Consider the following 16,958-nt stretch of genomic DNA (forward strand, 5'->3'; position numbering starts at 1 on the left):
CAGCACGCCATAGCCACGAAGGCAGGCCCGCTGCCCAAGCGCCTGCGCGATGTGGTCGCAAGAGCTAGCAGCCCTTCGCGGCGGAGGACCTGAGCGAAGCTGGGGTCCTCCGGCCCGCACGCAAGACGGCCCGAGTCGAGGGCGATGGTCAGGCCCTTTTTCGCCGGCGCGTCAGGCCCAACGCGAACCCGCCGATCAGCAAACCGAGCGCTCCGGTTGGGTGTTCGCCCCCGGTCACGCTGCAGCTGGAGAAGCTCGCGTGTGTGAGTTGATACTCGAGCTCGAGCACACCATCCGATCGCTCGATTCGAAGTGACAGCTGCTCGCGCGTGGGGCCCAGCTCGACCACGCCGGGGGTGTCGTCCGGCCACAGTGATGCCCACGCCGACCGGCGCGGGCTCGAGTCCACGGTGACGGTCGAGGGCACGAAGCGGCCCGGGATCGCGGGCTCGCGGTGGACGAGCACGGCGCAGATGAGCTTGGCGGAGCGGCGTTTACGACGAATGTAGCGCCGCGTCGACGCGGGCAGCTGCTTCGTCGCGGTTTGCAGCCGCAGGTAGCCAAGATCTGGAATCAGCATCATTTCGTGCGGCGTGCTGCTCACGTTGACGCTCGCGGGCACGCCGTCGGTTGACGTCGGTTGTCCGTTCCAGCGCGCGCCGACGAGCTCGAACTCGAGGCGCTCGGCGACGAACTGCGGCGGCTTGCAGGCATCGGCCCGCGCCGGCAACCAGCACAGCAGCGCACCGATGAGCAGAACGGTGGACGCGCTCAGGGCTGCGTGTGGTCGGCGTTGCACCGGGGTGTACACCCGTCTTGATCGCACAAAGGAGGTCGGCGCTCAATGGCCCCCCCGTGCCGAATTCATAGATGAAGCCCATATAGGCGTCCGGCATCTGCACCAGCTTCGTGGACGAGAGAGCGGTGAAGCGCTCGCGGCCGCAGTAGCTCTCGAACACACGCCGCATCAAGCCTGCCTTACCGCCCGCATGATGGCCCCACTCATGAACCATCACCGCCGCTCGCTTGTCTACCGATGGGATCTCCCACCACGCGGGGCACAGCCGGATGAAGCGGCTGCCTGGCAGGGCGCGCCCGCGAGGCCGGCCCTACGAGACGCTGCTGTACCAGCTCATTGAGCAGCACTGGCCGACCTTCCTCGAGCGAGCAGAGCAGTCTGGCGGGTTGCCCGACTTGGTCGTCGAGGAGTTCGGGTCGCACCCGCGCTGCTCGCATGCTCGAGCACGGCCTCGCTCACTTTGCTTGCCGGCAATGTGGCGAGTCGCTGGCCGTCGCGTATTCGTGCAAGAAGCGAGGATTCTGCCCGACGTTGCGAAGTGGACCCACGAGCGACTCGGTCGTGTGTTCGAACGTCACGGCCGCTCACTCGACGAGCTCGCTGGCGATGACGCGCCCGATCTGCTCGCGCAAGATCAGCCGGCCCTGGCCGCATGTTACGGGGCCTCGGTCGCCGACCGGCAGCTGTTGGGTGATGCCCACTTCGCCTGCCGATCCAACACGCTGAAATGAGCGACGCGACGTTCATGCCACCCCCGACCCCGCATCGGATGTCCTATGCGCCGACGTGGGCGACATTCGCGTCGGCGAGGGTGGAACGCGAGGAGCCGAGCGAGCACTGTATGACGCGGGGAACCTCTGGTATACGCCCGATCACTACCAGACCTTCATCCCGATGCGGACCGGACGAAAATGATCGAACCAACCGAAGCCTGGGTGCACGTCATCGTCGGAGACGTTTCGTGGGAACACCTCGCCGGGACGGTGCAGCATCGGATCGCGCCCAATGGGCTCGTGGCGCTTCTCGACGGTCGGGCTATCTCTTCGATCTCCGACTTCTATTCTCGAATCGAGACCTCGGTTCCGCTCATCCGTGGATTCGGAGGGAACCTAGACGCTCTTGTCGATCTGATCCGGACCTTTGGGTGGGCGGACCATGCCGGGAAGCAGCACGTTCTTGTGTGGTATCGCCCGGAAACCATGCTCATTCAGGCGCCGGACGCATTTCGCAAGGTGCTCGATGTCATCGTCGGCGTGTCAAAAGAGTTGCTAGTCGGGGAGGAACTAGATCCCACCTTCAACCCCGACGATAGGGAGGACTGGATTTCGACTCGACTGGAACTGGTCTTCGTCATGCAGGACAAGGCAAGCGCGACACGCCTCGTGGACATTCTGAGTCGATTGTCCAGCGACTGGGCGGACGAATTTAGGACGTTAGACATCCCGGTCTCACTGGAAGAAGCCACGGCTTGGGTGCGCGTTACGGGTGCGTGAGGCCACTTCGGCTCGGGACAGTTTTACGGCAAGATCGTGGTCTCGATGTAAACATGGCTGCTCGACGCTCCCCCTCACCCCCGTGTGGAACTTGACGCTGCCCATCGGAGAGACCGGCGCGCGCGTCCACCTCCACTAAACACCACCCGCTCGTGCAAGGGGTCTTTTGGTGAGTGCGCCCACAGCTTGCCGCCGGGCCCCGGAAATTTTGATCGAGCAGCCGATTGGCTCACGCGCCCGAGCTTCAACGAGGGCCTTCACTCTGACCTTCGAGGACCGACTGGGTCGCCGTCAGCCCCTGCTCGGACGCGAGCTCGACGGGTGACCTCGAGTCACCCTCGCGCCGCGCGGTCGTCGACCAGCCGGCGGCCATGAGCAGGGTGACGGTCTCGGCCGTGAGCGCGTCGTCTCGTCCCCCTTGTTGAATCACCTCCCAGATCAACGCCTCGCTGTCGCCGCAAGACTCGGGGCCAACGCCGTGGTCGAGGGCGACCTGGATGTAGCGCGGGCTGACCCCGAGCAGCTCGCACTCGCTGCGCATGTCCGCGCCCGCCTCCAGCACCAACGCGAGGGCCTCATGGTTGTCGTACTGGGATGTCCTCGACAGCGCCCGCTCGAGGTCCTCATCCGAGGGCCCTTTCTCGAGCTCGGCGCGCACGTCATCGAGGTCGCCGTCGGTGCAGTAATAGGCCAGCATGCTGCCGTAGGTGTTCATCAAGACCGCGACCTGGACCCCGCGGCCAACGATGGCGAGCAGGGCGAGCGCGCCCACGACGATGCCCGCGCGCACCAAAGGCTTGCCCTTGGCCTCTCGGACCTTGGACGCGACCAACGAGCCGAACAAGGACAGGCCGATGAACACCAGCCCCATGACGCCGATGGCTGCGCAGGTCCAGTACTCGCTGGGCAGCGGCGTGGGGGTCGCGCCCCTGACTCCGAGCGACAAGTTCAGGTCGAAGGCGGTGTTGACCACACTGAGCGCGGCGACGAGCAAGCAGCCCACGCCCACGAGGATCCCCATGGAGGCGATCAGCCCGCGGCTGTGCTCGTCGGCTGCGTCCTTCGTGCCTGCGGTGCTAGCTTGCTGGTGAGCGTCACCCGGCGGGGAGCTCCCGGGGCCGGCGGGGATCGGAGGGTCGTCGCGGAACTGCAGGTACTGCCAGGTGAGCTCGGCCCGGATATCACCGCCGGACCACTCGACGGCGTCGCGGGCATAGTTGAGCCCTTGTTGCCGGTTGCGGTCCTCGGAGCTGGCGGCATAGACGACACCCTGGGCGACACAAGCAGCCGCCTTCGCCGAGGGGTCCATGTAGGCGTTATGGTGAGAATTCCAGCCCGCGGCCGTATTCGCGGAGGACGTCGCCGCCTTGGCGAGCTCGGCCGCCTGCTCGAGCTCCTCGACCGAGGCCTCCCCGTCGAGGTAGCGACGGACGCACTCGAGCGCGCGCGGGAGGCCGTCGTCGTCGGGGGCCCAAGCGGTGTAGATATGCAGGACTCGACGCAGCGCGTCATGGTCCAGCCGATGCTTCCGCGCGCTTGGCAGCGCGCCGAAGTCCGCGACCATGGCCACGAGGGCCGGGCGGAGGGCGGCGTGCTCGGCCGCCCCGGCCCCGGGTTGGGGCGGAGGGCGTTGATCACGAAGGCTGGCCGCCTTCGCGCGCTTCTCAGCCAGCCAAGCGTCGACCGTGGGCACCTCGGCCGCGCCGCTGTCCCACCAGGCCGCGATCGCGGCGAAGATCTCGGCCATGCCCTCCCAATCACTGTACAAGCGCTCGGCGTCGAAGCGGCCGCCGGCCAGAGAGTCGAGGGCGATGGCGGCCGGGATGCCAAGTTGCTCCGGGTCTTCCTCGGGGTCGAGCAGCGTCCGCAGGTGCTCGAAGGCCGGTGGGTAGTTGACATCGGCCAGGGCCATGACCGCGACGGGATGGGCTTGCTCGCGCGCCGGGTCCCGCAGTACGTCGAGCACCTCGGCCATCACGGCCGGATCCAGGCTGTGAATCTGGTCGCGGGCGTCCTCGAAATCGAGCTCTTCGCGCTCGTAGGCCCTCAAGATGTCGTCGACGGTCATGCGACCGGCTACCACATTGCGAGCCCGTTCGTTTACACAATCGGGGCTCATAGCGGCGGCTCGAGGTCGAGATGCCGCCAGGTCCACCGTCGCGCGTCGTAGCCGGGCACTTGCGCTGGCAGTCGCAGCAGCGGGGATACTCACGAGGCCCGGACGTCCGCGATGACGCCTTGCTCATCGAATTCGACGGTGGTGACGATCGTGTCTTGGAGGGCGATGTGTGGCAGCTCGACCCCCAAGCCCGCGGAGCAAGCAGTTCAGGGTGCGCAACGGGTGCTCGACCTGCGTACCCGCCAACTCGTCGTCGAACACCCAGAGCAGGCCCCGCGTCACTCATGGAGCTACGCCTTCACTCACGAACGACGACTCCAGATCCCCTACTCGCATCAACGCCCCCCCGCGTGGGGTGAGGGTCCCCGGGAACCACACTTTGTCGCGGAACTCGAGTGGCGGGGGCACACAACCGCCGATGGTCGGTCGCACTACGATTTTTCGATGAAATCAGTGGAACACCCACAGAGCAGAGCACAATTCCGAGACGCGGACGAGTCAATGTCCGAAGCCCCGGAGGTGACTGAGGCCCGTACGGCGCTCGACCCTGCATTCTCGAGCGTACGGAGGCATGTCACAGTCAAGGACAAGCAGCCGCGAGAGCTCACCTCCGCCGCCGGCCCGAGTTTGAGCCCGGATTGAGTTGTCTGCGGGCCCAGCCCAGGTGATCATCGGCCGCGTGAGCACCAGAAACCCTGTCGTCGCCCTCGAGGATGCAATCGGTGCTCAGCTGTTGGTGGCGCAATTCGGCGCGGGCCCGGCTCCGGTCGTCACCCATCGCTACCAGATCCTCGACCTGCGCGGCCGCGGAGCCAACGGCGTGGTCTGCCGCGCCCGCGACACCAAGCTCAACCGCATCGTCGCCCTGAAACTGTACCCGCGCTTCGACGACGAGAGCATCGAGCTCGAGACCCTGCGCGAGGCCCAGGCGCTCGCGCAGCTTGAGCACCCCAACGTCGTGCGCATCTACGATCACGATCGCGGCACGGTCGAGGCCGGCGAGGCCCGCTTGGCCTGTCTGTTCGTGAGCATGGAGTTCATCGATGGCCGTCACCTCAAGGCCTGGCTGGCGGAGTCCGAGCGCTCCCGCGCGGACGTGCTGCGTGCGCTGGTCGCCGCCGGTGACGGTCTGGCGGCGGCGCACGAAGCCGGGCTAATCCACCGCGATTTCAAGCCGGAGAACGTGATGATCGACAACAGCGACCGTGTCAGAGTCGTCGACTTTGGCCTCGCGCGCGGGCTGTCCGTTGAGAACAGCGAAGACGGGCGCAGGGTCGGGCGTGCCCACCAGGTCATGGTCTCGGCTCGATTCACACGTCCCGGACTCGCACCCGGTACACCCGAGTACATGGCCCCCGAGGCGCTCGACGGTCATGCGAGCGCGAGTTCGGACCAATTCTCGTTCGCCACGGCTGCCTGGGAGTCGCTGACCGGACACCTGCCGAGCGAGAATGACGCGGCCAGCGAGTCGCTCGGTCGGGGCGATCCGGCCAGTCAGCTACCGACGCGGCTCAGGTCCGCGTTGCAGCGTGGCCTGGCCCTGACCCCCGAAGGTCGCTACGCCGAGCTCGGCGAACTACTCGACGAGCTGCGTGGGGTCGAACGACAAAAGCGCACGTATCTGGTCGGGGCCGCACTCGTGTCCTTCGTTGCGATCCTCGTCGGCGCCGGTTGGGCGTTGGGCGCCCGCGTACCGGAGCCGGCAGCCACCCCCGTCGAGACCGCCAGCGTGGCCAGTCCACCGGCGGTCGACAAATGTGCAAATCTCGTGGGTACCTGGCACTACGACACTGTCGTGATCTGGGCCAGCGACAGCGTGCGTTGGCATGGCGCGACGGGCCACTACGAGCTCGAGATCGAGCAGCTCGATGGTTGCGCGATGAATGCCTCGCTGCGGAAGACCGGCGACGGTCCACGGCACTACGCCAAGAACTTGGTCCGTGAAGGCGCTCGCGGGGTACGGGTGGTAAGAACCTCGAATGGCCACGAGTTTTCCTCAGAATTCGTGATCGCATCCGAGAAGCATGGCAAGATCACCTACGCGTTCAACTACGTGTTCGCCGACGATCAGGTCAGCGGCGACTACCAATATTTGGGTGCGGACAACGTGGTGTGGACCGGCATCCTGCGCGGCGGTCGAACGCCGCCCACGACCGAGCTGTCGCCGGATCTGCGCCAGGCCTCGTGCACGAGCCAGTGTCGTGTTCGCTGCCCCAGCCCGAACAGTAGCGACGATTGCATCGAGCGTCGCTGCACATCCGAGCGCGTCGACGTGCCCGACTGTGGGCCGCCGCCCGCTGACCAGACCGTACCTCCGCTCGCGCGCGAGCTCGTGCGGGCCTCGCTCGACTCACTGCGCACGGCCGTCGACGAGGACGACAAGGGCCGCAGGTGGTGCACCAAAGCGGCCGAGACCCTGCCTGGCCACTGGATGCTGTGGACCGGCGCGACGGTGACCGAACTCGACGTGCGCGTCTCGGATTGCGAGCTCGAGCTCGTAGACCGGCGCACCGGCGAGCGCATGCACGGCCAAACCACGTCCGTCGGCGCGTGGGTGGTCGCCGAGCCCAACAGCGATTGGGTTCGCTGGGCGCTGGTCGGCTGGGACCCGGCATTCGGCGTCGGGGCCACGGGGATCCCGCTGGTTGCACATCGCCGGCAAAACACACCATGAACATCGTTCTTCAAACTCTTCACCAGCCGTGAGCCAATCGAGCCCGCGTTTGGAACTGTCCGATCAGAGCGAGAAATCCATGTCGACCACCGACCGCGCCGCCCTCACCTCCACCGTCAACGAGCACTACCCCCGGGTCAAGCGCTACTTCCGTAGCCGCGTGCCCGAGCCCGACTGCTACGACCAGGCCAACGAAGCCATCCGTGTGTTTCTGGCCGCCGACCCGACCAAGATCGAGAATCCGAAGGCGTACCTGATGGGCATCGCACACAAGCTCCTGCTCAAGTACATCGACCGTCGCCGCCCATCGGTCGGCTTCGACAGTGAGTTACACTCGATCGCCGAGTTTCGCACCAGCATTAGCGTCCAGGCCGTGCGTCGCAATCGCCTAGTCAGCGCGCTCGCCAGCCTGCCCGTCAATCACGAGGACGCGTTCGAGCTGCACTATGCCGAAGGCCTGACGATCGACGAGGTCGCCAAGACGATGGGCAAGTCGCCCGCGACGGTCAAGCGCTACATGGCCAGCGCCAAGCAAGCGCTCGCCGAGAAGCTCGGTGTGCCCTCGGAGCGGCTTTCCGACGTCGAGACCCGGCAGTTGGTCGAGGCCTATCGGTCGAGTTGATCGGGGCCCAAAATAGCGGCTCCCATGCGCATGGGAGCCTCTCACATTGTGCGGGACATCTGCCGTTGGAGATTTAAAAAATTCGAAGGGCATGAGCCACTTCCCCCTGCTTTTCGGACTGTCTGGTGAGGCCGTCAGCCTCTATCAACGAGAGAACAACAACATGCCAAAGTCAATTTTCATCAGCTACGTGTACGAAGACAAGGCGCATCGTAAATCCGTCGAGCGCTGGTTCGACGAGAACCTGGCCGGCGACGACCGGGTCTCCATCGCCGAGTCCGAGGACTACCGACAGCTCGGCGAGTCCGCCATCAAGAACTACCTGAAGCCCAAGCTTCGCGGCTGCGCGGCGGTCCTGTGCCTCGTCGGCGACGACACCCACAACAGCCACTGGGTTCAGTACGAGCTCGACGTGGCCACCAGCCTCAACAAGCAAATCGTGCTCGCGCGCGTCCCGAATACACGAGGGGCCGCGCCTACCCGACACCGAAGCCTAAATATCCACGTCCTCGACCCATCCACGCTGCGCAAGCTGTTTCGCTAACTCTCTACCTCCGCCGGCCCGCCATCGTGGCGAGCCGGCCCCCCTCGACCCATGAAACTCCGCATTTTCGTCTCTCACTCCTTCGATCACCCTGACAAGCTCCTTCGCATTCAGGAATTCATGCACATGCGAAACGTGCAGCACGTCGACTCCAGCGTCCCGGTGTGGGACCAACTCAACGTTGACAATCCACAGTCCGAGATCGAACGGCGCATCAGCGAATGCGACCGCGTGCTCGTGATCCTCACCAAGCGGAGCCACAAGAGCGACTGGATCAACCAGGAGGTTGCATGGGCTCGACAGTATGGTAAGCCCGTGATCGGCATCTGGCCGCACGGCGAGGCCGGCTCCCCGATTCCCAGGGAAGTGCTCGAAGCCAACGCGCACCTCATCGGCTGGCGGGCGACGTCGCTGGAAAAGGCTGTGATGCTTGAGGATGTCGGTGACTACCGTGCCCTCGATCTCGCCGAAGACGCCGACTTCGATCGAGCCGTTTGTCGTGTGGTGGGGGCAGTCGGTGCTGTCAGCCTGTTGTTGATTGGATACGAATTGGGGCAGGCGCACAAGCTCCAGCGGGCTCTTCGCTCGCGGCGACTCGAGGTCAACTTGGTCGGTGACCCGCGGTCGATGGCTCAAAACACAGTGATGGGTGCAGGCGTCGGTGCGTTCTTGATGGCCGTCGTTGGCCTTCTGTTTGGTCGGACGCGCGGCCAGGTAGCGAGGTTGGCTGGACTCGGAGCAGTGGCCGGCGCGGGTTTCGTCGCCCACCACCACCTGAAGGTACGGGTGCGGCAGCTTGAGACTCTCACAATCATGGAATTCGAGCAGGCCAACCAGCCCAAGGCGCTCGGTCCCGGTTGATCACACTGCGAGGACGTCATGGAACTCTTTCACTACGAGATCATTCACACCCCCAAAACACGCTCGCTCGCCGACTCGCTCAGGCAGCTGGTCTCCGCCGATTGTCTACTCTGTGAGGCGAGCATGGAGATGACGCGCACCACCACGCCGACGAACGCCGAACTCTACGCGGCACTCCTCATCGTCAGCGACGATCTTGCCGCCGATGAACAGTTGCGAGTTCGAATCGCCCAACTCGCCGGGCGCGGGCTCCCGCTGATTCCGATCGTCGAGAGCCTCGAACGCTACGATTTCAAGGCCGCGCCGCTGCCAGTGATCTGCGAACGCAACGCTCGCGGCCTCGATGACCCGCAGTCGATCATTGACGCCATGCTCCACCATGGCGGCCTTCGGCGCCACGGCAGCGGTGGCCAGGTCATGATCAGCTACGCACGCAGTGATGGGACCGCCCTGTGTGACGCGCTGCGGCAGCAACTCGAACGGGCAGGTTTTCGCTGTTTCGTGGACCTCCACGAGATCGCCGGAGGTGTCTCTGTGCAGCCCGCGATCAAAGCTGAGGTCGAGCGCTCCGACCTGGTGCTGCTCGTGGACTCTCGGGGCGCAGCGCGCTCACCGTGGGTTGCTGACGAGATGGACATGGCGCTGGCTGCCCATGTGCCGGTCCTCGCCATCAGTCCCTCAGCAACAGCCTTTGTCCACTCCCTGCACGTGCCCCATGTGCCATGGGAGCCAGGTGACGATTTATCTGGGGTCGCCGAGCGAGCCGCGAACGCTGGCCGGCGCCTTCTGGCGAGCAAAGCGTCCTTTCGCGAGCGTGTCTGGCGAGTGCTCGAGCAATTGTGTCGACTCCGCGGATGGAGCCTCGAGGATGCTCGCCCACACATGCTCGTGCATCCCAGCGAGCACGATCTTCGCATCGCATGCTCCGAGAAGCATCCCGACGTGCTCGAAGTCGAAGCCTTGCGAGAGGTCGTCGGGACCAGCGGACACGGTCTGTTCGTCGGCGGGACACGGCCCTACCCACGGCTTCTCGCAACGGGCCTCGCCCGAGCTGGCGCGCCGACGATTCGAGTCGCCCCGCTTTCCCGCGTCGCAACCCGCGTGAGCGACGGTGTCGCCCTCGACGCGCTGACCGGAAAGCGGGTGCTTTTGTCCGCCGCGATGACCGATGACCGATACCAAGCCGAACTCGCTGCCGCGGTGCTGCCGGCGTTCGTGGTCACCTTCGTTCAGACCATGTTCGAACTCGGCGTGACGGTTGTCTATGGCGGCCACCCCTCGGTCACGTCTCTCATCCACAAGTCCGTCATCGACCTCGCGGCAGGACACACTGGACGCATCGAGCTTCATCAAGGAAGGTACTGGTTGAATCGTGGCGAGCTTCCGCGAGAGGCCCTCGACCACCGAGTGTTCGACGACGTGCGGTGGCATGGAGTCGGTGAAGATCCGGTTGATGACTTGAACGCCCTGCGCGACGCCATGATCGCCGGTGATCTGGATGGGGGAGTGTTTGTTGGTGGCGTGATCCACAACTCGATCGGCGCTCGCCCTGGTATCATCGACGAACACGAGCGCTTCCGTTCCGCGCATCCCCTGCGCCCCGCGTTCGTCCTTGGGCTCGGGGAAGGAGCTGCGGCGTCACTCTCAAAGACATTCAGTCAGTCCGCCGGGCGGGTCGATCCACGCATCGCCAAGGAACTAGGAGAGACCAGGGACCCCGACTTGGCGACGGCCCTGATTGTCGCCGAGTTGCTGAACGCCCTGGCCGAGCACCCAGATGAACGCGGCCGGTGACTTTTCGGTGCTTACCGGACAGCAGCAACTGATGGGTCGTCAGCGAGCCGACGAGGTCGGCCGTGGTCTGACGGTGCACTTGAACACGGGGAACACGTGTGATCCGTCGGTTGCCCAGCAACTCGACGATCCGGTTGGCCATGGACAGCACGTCGGCGATCACCGACTCCCAACGTACTTCCCCGAGTTCGACCCCATCCCGAAGCGGCGCGATCGCTCCATCTCCGACATCGCGTGCGCCTGCATCCTATATATTGAGCCAGTGTGTCAGTGTCGCGAGTCGTTGGCCGTGGCGTACTCGTGTCGACACCCACTCATCGTCTCCAGGATATCTCCAAGAACAGGGCGGACCCCCCGGACCCAGCCGGACCCACGATGACTCCGCCCTCGCCTCAGAACCGCAGTTTTCGCGTGCCTAACGAAGATCCACAGCATGTCGCGGTGTTGCAGTTGGTGGTAGCAAGGGCCAGCAGCCCTTCGCGGCGGAGGGCCCGAGCGAAGCGGGGGTCCTCCGGCCCGCACGGAGGAGCGAAGCTCCGAGTACGGGCGCACCGCGAAGGACGTGAAGACGAGCAGCCCCCGTCACGGGCTCACGGCTAAACGCAGGTCCGGCGCGAACCCGAGCCGAAGGGTGTTCAGCCGGACCAAGGTCGAAGTGTTTCCGCGCGCTCTTTGATCAGCGCCGTGACTTCAGCACCTCGCGCACTGGCGCGCTCGTCGACGGCACTGTCAATGCCGTCGACGAGCACCCCCGTCACAGGCTCGGGTCGAGCACGCGGCCAAAGAACAGCAACGTCCCAGTCGGCCGGTCGCGGATCGCAACCAAGAACGGCTTATCAACAACGACGACCGTTGGCTGCGGAGGATCGCCATCGCCATCTCCATCACCGCCGACCCCAGTGGCCGCCGCCGCCTCGAGCCCATCCTCGTCGACCCTGATCACGGTCTTGTGGACCACCGTCTGGATCACATTCAGCTCCTCGTGGATGGAATCAAAGCTGGTCACGTCGCTAAACGGCGCGACCATGCCAAGCGCCTCGAGCTCTTCCAACAGGCCAAACGAGGCCTCCAGGTTGAACATGGGCATGCGAAGGTCGAGCAGACCGCCGTCGAGCGAGTTCAGGACCGCTGCGAGCTTGGCCCCGTCGAGGCTGTCCTCGAACGCGGTGAAGTCCTCGGGCATGATGACGATGAGCTCGAGCTCGTTGCCACGCAGCGGCAGATCCACGATCGTGTAGTCGGGATCGACGTGAAAGCCCGCGCTCGACATGCCGGGGTTGCGCATCATCTCGATCGGGATCACCTGGTTGTCGAGGCCGGTGAAGTCCCACGCCTCCGTGTACGAAAAGGGCTCGTACCAGGGCCCCTTGAGGTACAGCGCGTTGACGAGGACCAACGTCGTGAACGTGTCGATGCTGCCCTCGGGGAACAGCTCGGGGATCAGATCCCGGGTTTGCGTGGATACCCAATCATTGATGACCTCGCGCTCGGCCTCTGGCTGGGCGTCGAAGTCTCCAAGCTTGACGCCAACGTCGTAGTGGAGCGCCAGCAGATCCAGGTAGGCGTCTGACACCCCGCTGGCGAGGTCGTCGAGCGCCCACACGGCGTTGGCGGTGGCAAACTCGACGGCGTCGATCTCGTCGTCCACGGCCGGGATGTTGCGACTCTGGAACTGGGCGTCGAGCCAGTTCAGGGCGACGTGCTGACGATCGTCCGCGAGATCGAAGTGCAGAGTCTGGGCGATCTCCGTTCGCGCCGGATCGGTCGTGCCCCCGTAGAGCATGCCGAAGGCGCTATGAATGCTGTAGGTCGAGATCGAGAACCCCTCGCCCGCGGCCTGACCGTTGCGCAGCGCGTGGTAGAGGTCGAGGGTCAGGGCGTGGTTGGCAGCTTCGAGGGCCTCGAGCTCGCCGGGCAAGAGCTGTGGATCGCCGTCGTGGGGTTGGTTGGACCACAGCTCCGGGATCTCGTCGCCGGGATCGCCGTCCCCGTCGCCGGGATCGCCGTCCCCATCGCCGGGATCGCCGTCTCCGTCGCCGACCTCGCTGGACGTGTCGTCTTTGCTATCGGCGGGTCGTTCGCTGGTACAAGCAAAGGCCACCAGCATGGCTGGCAGGACAATGGGAGCAAAGCGGTAGAGGGTAGGCATGTTTGTTCGTCTCGTCGATGAGTTCCGGGCCCGTGGATGAGCCCCGGCTAAGCGGGTGTGCCTCGACGTCGTGGTTCGATCAACGCCCAGCGGAAAAATCGTAGCTGGCCAGGCCCGCGGCCGCTCGCGCGGCCAAGCCAGCCCCCTCTCGTTTCTTGCCTCGCCCTAGCCGCGCTCGCGGCGACCGGCTGCGATGGTGAACAACCAGCCCCGCTCGACGAGTTGGCCGCCACGACGGCGGCGCCGATCGATGAGCTCCCCCTCGCTACAAAGCCGGGTTTTGTCTACAGGCAGGTCAGGCGCGATCGTGGCTCGCCTATTGGAATGGCGCGGGTAGCTACGAGGGGGAATGCATGTATTACCGCACCAACGTGTACGCGTGGGGCGGCAACAGCTACTTGTACGGCGACCGATACTCGGCCGAGACCTATCGCAGCTATGTGTGGTGGACCTCACCCGGGCAGCGGCGGGTCTTCTTCCATCGGGTCATAGGGGATCCGATCGGGGATCCGGGCGCGGTGTTCGACGGGGGCAACCGCTACTCCATAGCCGGCGGCGGCTGAGGGCTCGAGGCGCGCTGGCGGATCAGACTTCGCTGCTGGCCTGGCCTGAAGTTGACGCGGAGTGGGAAAAGATCCACGCGCTCGCGCGTAGGCTGGCACAATCCGCCTGCCACGCGCGAGAAGCCCCACGCATGCATCAACAGACGACGACCCAAGACGCACAAGCGCCACTCTACATGCCCACGGCGCAGCTCAAGATCGCGGTCACCGGCCGATGCACGAACGACTGCGCGATCTGCTTCAACGACACTCGCCGCGCCGACAACTCCAGCCGTGAGGACCTCCCCAGCAAGCTGCTCGAGGAGGTCTTGTCGGATGGGGCGGCGATGGGCATGGCCGGCGTCTACTGGAGCGGGGGCGAGCCCACGCTGCGCTACCGCGAGCTGGTCGAGCTGACCGCACACGCGCGCGCGCTTGGCCTCGCGACCAGCGTCGTCACCAACGCGGCGGCGCTCGGGGCCCGGGGCGCCTACGCGGATAAGAACGAGGCCCTGCTGCGTCAGGCGGGCGCCTGGGGCGAGTCCACGCGGACCCTGCTCGAGACCTGGCAGCGGGCCGGGCTGACCCGCGTGTTCGTCAGCATCGACAACAGCCACAACACCCTGCGGGGCGTCGACGCGGCCCCGGCGAACCGCGTGCCCACCGAGGTCGCCGGGCGGGTCATTCGGGTCTTGCTCGAGCTCGGCTTTGGCGTGGAGCATGAAAAACAATCGATCGGCCATCGCCTGCGCGTGAGCGCGACGGCCAGCGGGGCGTGGGTGAAGGGCTCGCGCCGGGTGCTCGACGACGTGCTCGCGCGCGCAGGCCTGCGCCACGAGAGCTCGGCGCGCGGCGGGGTCGAGGGCGGCGGGGTCGAGTGGTGGGGCACAGAGGCAGACGCGGGCCGGGTGCTCGTCAAGCGCTTGCAGACCTCCAAGGTTGGCGCCGCGCTCATCTTGCCCGAGCGCCTGCTCGAGCGCCGCCGCGGAGCCGCCCTCGAGCAGATCCGCTGCGGCAACATGCGACCGCGAGCACAGGCCCACGACGGCGGCGCGCACCACCAGGATCTGTCGATCAACCATGATGGTGAGGTCGCCCTGTGTGGGAATTTCATGTACCCGATCGGCAACATCCGCGAGGAGCGAATCGGGAAGATCATCGCGCGCGTCAATTCTGGCTCGGACCGGGGGCCACACGGCAGCACGGTCGCGGTCTTGCATCGCCTGCTGCGCGTGGCCCAGCGCCACGGTCACGGCGAGCTGGCGATCGGCGAGGCCTTTCGCATGCTCCGGGCGAGCGCGCCGGCGCTGGTCGAGGGCCTGTCGACCGAAGGAGGCGCCTGCACGGCGCTGGGTCGGAACCCTCGGGTTCAAGAGGCCTTCGTGCGCGCCTACGACGAGCGGTATGGGTCGTGCTAAAGCCGGGCTCGCGGCTGCACCTGCTCGGGATCGGCGGCGTCGGCATGAGCGCGCTGGCGCACGTGGCTGCTCGGCGGGGCTACGTCGTCAGTGGCAGCGACGCGCAGCCATCCCCAAACCTGGACAGGCTGCGAGCGGCGGGCATCGACGCCCGCTCGCCTCATGGATCCCTGGGCGCGTGTGACCTCGTCGCGCGGTCGCCTGCAGTCGCCGACACCCACCCGCTGGTGCGCGAGGCTGGGCGAGCGGGGCTGCCGATCCTCAGCCGCGCCGAGCTGCTCGCCGCCCTGCTGCCCGCACCCGAGCGCGTGGCCGTGGCCGGCACCCACGGCAAGAGCACGACAACGGCGATGCTGGCCCACATCCTGATCACCGTCGGCCGCGACCCAACCGTGGTCCTTGGTGCCAACGCGCCGATCTTGGGCGGGGGTCATCGCATCGGGTCCGAGCCCATCGCGCTGTTCGAGGCTTGCGAGGGCTACGGCGCCCTCGACCAGACGCCCGCGCCGATCGTCTGTCTGGGCAACGTCGACGACGACCACGTCGAGCAATTTTCTTCACGAGGTGGGTTTGCGGCGATCGTGGCCAGCTTCGAGCGCCTGTGCACGGGGGCCGCTCGCGGGCTCGCGCTCGGGGTCGACGACGCACGCCTGCGAGCGTGGAGCGAGGACCACCTCGGGGGTACGGATCGACCGGTGTGGGGGTTTGGTCTTCATGCAAGCGCGCGCGTTCGGGGCGAGCGCTGCGGCCCGAGTGAGTGCGAGCTCCACGTGGATGGACGGCGCGCGGGCCGGGTTCGTCTGTGGGCTCCGGGCGCGCACAACCTCCGCAACGCGCTCGGGGCGATCGCCACCGCGGGGATGCTTGGTGTCGATCCCCCGGACGCCGCGCTCGCGCTGTCGAGCTTCGCGGGCGTGTCCCGGCGTTTGCAACGGCTTGGCCAGGTTGGCGGTGCGCTCGTCTTGGACGACTACGCGCACCACCCCAGCGAGGTCGCGGCAGCGATCGAGGCGGCGCGCAGCGAGTGGCCGGCGGCGCGTTTGATCGCCGTATTCGAACCTCACCTGCCCAGCCGTGAGCAGCGGCTTCGAGAGCGCTTCGCCACGGCCCTCGCCGGAGCGGACGTCATCGTCGTGACCCCGGTCCACGCCGGGCGTGAGCGCGACCGGGGCCAGACGGAGTTCGGCATCGCGGACTGCCTCGATCGCGCCCGCGCCGAAGCTGGGCGTGCTCGGCAGGTGATCCGCGCCGAAGGGCTCGACGAAGCGGTCTCAATCACGCGTGGGCTCGCCCAAAGTGAAGACGTGGTGCTCGTGATGGGGACCGGCGGTGTGAGCCGCGTCGCGCATGCATTGGTCGGGTGCCGATCCACTCACGCGGGAGGTATTGCTCAATTGAGCGACAGCAATCGCGTGAATGGGCGCTGACCTTCGCGCGGGTCACTTGGCTTCGTACGCCTCGATCTTCTTGTCGAGGTCGTCGAGCGCGGCGTTCAATTCATCGATCGCCTGCCCAGACTTTTCGGCCGCTGCGTTCTTGGCTGCTTCAGCCTTGGCTGCCGCCTTGGCTTTGGCCTCTTCGACCTCCCGCTGGATGTCGTCGCTGACTTTGCGCTGCTTGGCCTCGGCCTCACGCTTGGCGTTGGCAAGCCGCTCGTCGAGCTTGGACATTCGCGCATCGGCGCGATCCAACGCCGCCCGAGCGTCAGCCCCGAGCTCTTGGGTCGCGTCCTTGGCCTTGTCTGCTGCGGCTTCGACCTTGTCCTCGATCTTTTCGCCGGCCTGCTTGGCGTCCTTTTGGAGCTCGTCAGCGGCCTTGTCGATCTCCTTGGCGGCCTGATCGTCAACCTTGGTGCCTTCGCAGGCGACCATGGTGAGGAGCGAGCATGACACCGCCACCACGGCGTTTTTCGCGATCCTGTGCATGCGGCGAGGATGCTGCCA

The 16,958-nt window shown here is 66.1% G+C and carries 14 protein-coding genes; 10 read left to right on the top strand and 4 right to left on the bottom strand.

The features are described from left to right. Positions 1–148: 148 nt before the first annotated feature. Positions 149–799 carry an MYXO-CTERM sorting domain-containing protein gene (locus tag DB30_RS24300; RefSeq protein WP_146660410.1) on the bottom strand — a complete coding sequence of 217 codons (651 nt, stop codon included), beginning with the start codon at positions 797–799 and terminating at the stop codon, positions 149–151. A gap of 563 nt (positions 800–1,362) precedes the next feature. Here DB30_RS24300 and DB30_RS24305 point away from each other — a divergent pair. Both DB30_RS24305 and DB30_RS24310 read left to right on the top strand, forming a co-directional pair. Then, positions 1,363–1,530 carry a hypothetical protein gene (locus DB30_RS24305; RefSeq protein WP_205633052.1) on the top strand — a complete coding sequence of 56 codons (168 nt, stop codon included), beginning with the start codon at positions 1,363–1,365 and terminating at the stop codon, positions 1,528–1,530. Positions 1,531–1,710: 180 nt separating this feature from the next. Continuing rightward, the gene (locus DB30_RS24310; RefSeq protein WP_146660416.1) at positions 1,711–2,292 is read left to right on the top strand and encodes a barstar family protein; all 582 of its coding nucleotides are present in this window, start codon (positions 1,711–1,713) and stop codon (positions 2,290–2,292) included. A 244-nt stretch (positions 2,293–2,536) separates the two neighbouring features. Here the strand turns inward: DB30_RS24310 and DB30_RS24315 are convergent, their stop codons facing one another. Next, positions 2,537–4,360 carry a hypothetical protein gene (locus DB30_RS24315; RefSeq protein ID WP_052553076.1) on the bottom strand — a complete coding sequence of 608 codons (1,824 nt, stop codon included), beginning with the start codon at positions 4,358–4,360 and terminating at the stop codon, positions 2,537–2,539. Between the two features lie 730 nt (positions 4,361–5,090). Between DB30_RS24315 and DB30_RS24320 the strand changes: the two genes are divergently transcribed. The 5 genes from DB30_RS24320 (at position 5,091) to DB30_RS24340 (ending at position 10,906) form a co-directional block, all read left to right on the top strand. Further along, complete coding sequence (locus tag DB30_RS24320; protein ID WP_165703926.1) at positions 5,091–7,085, top strand: serine/threonine-protein kinase; 1,995 nt, start codon at positions 5,091–5,093, stop codon at positions 7,083–7,085. 28 nt (positions 7,086–7,113) lie between these two features. Then, positions 7,114–7,707 (top strand): RNA polymerase sigma factor, encoded by a 594-nt coding sequence (locus tag DB30_RS24325; protein WP_146660420.1) that lies wholly within the window; start codon positions 7,114–7,116, stop codon positions 7,705–7,707. Positions 7,708–7,870: 163 nt separating this feature from the next. Further along, on the top strand, positions 7,871–8,251 hold the full coding sequence (locus DB30_RS24330) for a TIR domain-containing protein (RefSeq protein WP_165703927.1): 381 nt from the start codon (positions 7,871–7,873) through the stop codon (positions 8,249–8,251). A gap of 51 nt (positions 8,252–8,302) precedes the next feature. Beyond that, the gene (locus tag DB30_RS24335) at positions 8,303–9,112 is read left to right on the top strand and encodes a TIR domain-containing protein (RefSeq protein WP_052553082.1); all 810 of its coding nucleotides are present in this window, start codon (positions 8,303–8,305) and stop codon (positions 9,110–9,112) included. An 18-nt stretch (positions 9,113–9,130) separates the two neighbouring features. After that, complete coding sequence (locus DB30_RS24340) at positions 9,131–10,906, top strand: TIR domain-containing protein (protein WP_052553084.1); 1,776 nt, start codon at positions 9,131–9,133, stop codon at positions 10,904–10,906. Positions 10,907–11,660: 754 nt separating this feature from the next. On the opposite strand, the gene DB30_RS24345 is transcribed toward DB30_RS24340, so the two are convergent. Next, a complete protein-coding gene (locus tag DB30_RS24345) occupies positions 11,661–13,013 on the bottom strand; it encodes a serpin family protein (protein ID WP_052553086.1) in 1,353 nt (450 codons plus the stop codon). A 395-nt stretch (positions 13,014–13,408) separates the two neighbouring features. Between DB30_RS24345 and DB30_RS24350 the strand changes: the two genes are divergently transcribed. From DB30_RS24350 to DB30_RS24360, 3 genes are all read left to right on the top strand, one after another. After that, entirely contained in the window at positions 13,409–13,618 is a 210-nt protein-coding gene (locus tag DB30_RS24350; protein ID WP_052553088.1) for a hypothetical protein, read from the top strand. A gap of 131 nt (positions 13,619–13,749) precedes the next feature. Then, entirely contained in the window at positions 13,750–15,015 is a 1,266-nt protein-coding gene (locus DB30_RS24355) for a radical SAM/SPASM domain-containing protein (protein ID WP_052553090.1), read from the top strand. Continuing rightward, entirely contained in the window at positions 15,009–16,442 is a 1,434-nt protein-coding gene (locus DB30_RS24360; protein WP_052553091.1) for a UDP-N-acetylmuramate--L-alanine ligase, read from the top strand. Before DB30_RS24355 ends, DB30_RS24360 begins: the two co-directional genes overlap by 7 nt. Before the next feature lie 12 nt (positions 16,443–16,454). On the opposite strand, the gene DB30_RS24365 is transcribed toward DB30_RS24360, so the two are convergent. After that, complete coding sequence (locus DB30_RS24365; RefSeq protein WP_052553093.1) at positions 16,455–16,940, bottom strand: hypothetical protein; 486 nt, start codon at positions 16,938–16,940, stop codon at positions 16,455–16,457. Positions 16,941–16,958 lie beyond the last annotated feature (18 nt).

The organism is Enhygromyxa salina, assembly GCF_000737335.2.
Classification (GTDB): Bacteria; Myxococcota_A; Polyangia; order Nannocystales; family Nannocystaceae; genus Plesiocystis; species Plesiocystis salina_C.

Coding starts and splice junctions, on each gene's coding strand:
- DB30_RS24345 (WP_052553086.1), bottom strand. CDS start 13,013: ATGCTGGTGGCCTTTGCTTGTACCAGCGAACGACCCGCCGATAGCAAA.
- DB30_RS24340 (WP_052553084.1), top strand. CDS start 9,131: ATGGAACTCTTTCACTACGAGATCATTCACACCCCCAAAACACGCTCG.
- DB30_RS24330 (WP_165703927.1), top strand. CDS start 7,871: ATGCCAAAGTCAATTTTCATCAGCTACGTGTACGAAGACAAGGCGCAT.
- DB30_RS24350 (WP_052553088.1), top strand. CDS start 13,409: ATGTATTACCGCACCAACGTGTACGCGTGGGGCGGCAACAGCTACTTG.
- DB30_RS24335 (WP_052553082.1), top strand. CDS start 8,303: ATGAAACTCCGCATTTTCGTCTCTCACTCCTTCGATCACCCTGACAAG.
- DB30_RS24355 (WP_052553090.1), top strand. CDS start 13,750: ATGCATCAACAGACGACGACCCAAGACGCACAAGCGCCACTCTACATG.
- DB30_RS24365 (WP_052553093.1), bottom strand. CDS start 16,940: ATGCACAGGATCGCGAAAAACGCCGTGGTGGCGGTGTCATGCTCGCTC.
- DB30_RS24310 (WP_146660416.1), top strand. CDS start 1,711: ATGATCGAACCAACCGAAGCCTGGGTGCACGTCATCGTCGGAGACGTT.
- DB30_RS24315 (WP_052553076.1), bottom strand. CDS start 4,360: ATGACCGTCGACGACATCTTGAGGGCCTACGAGCGCGAAGAGCTCGAT.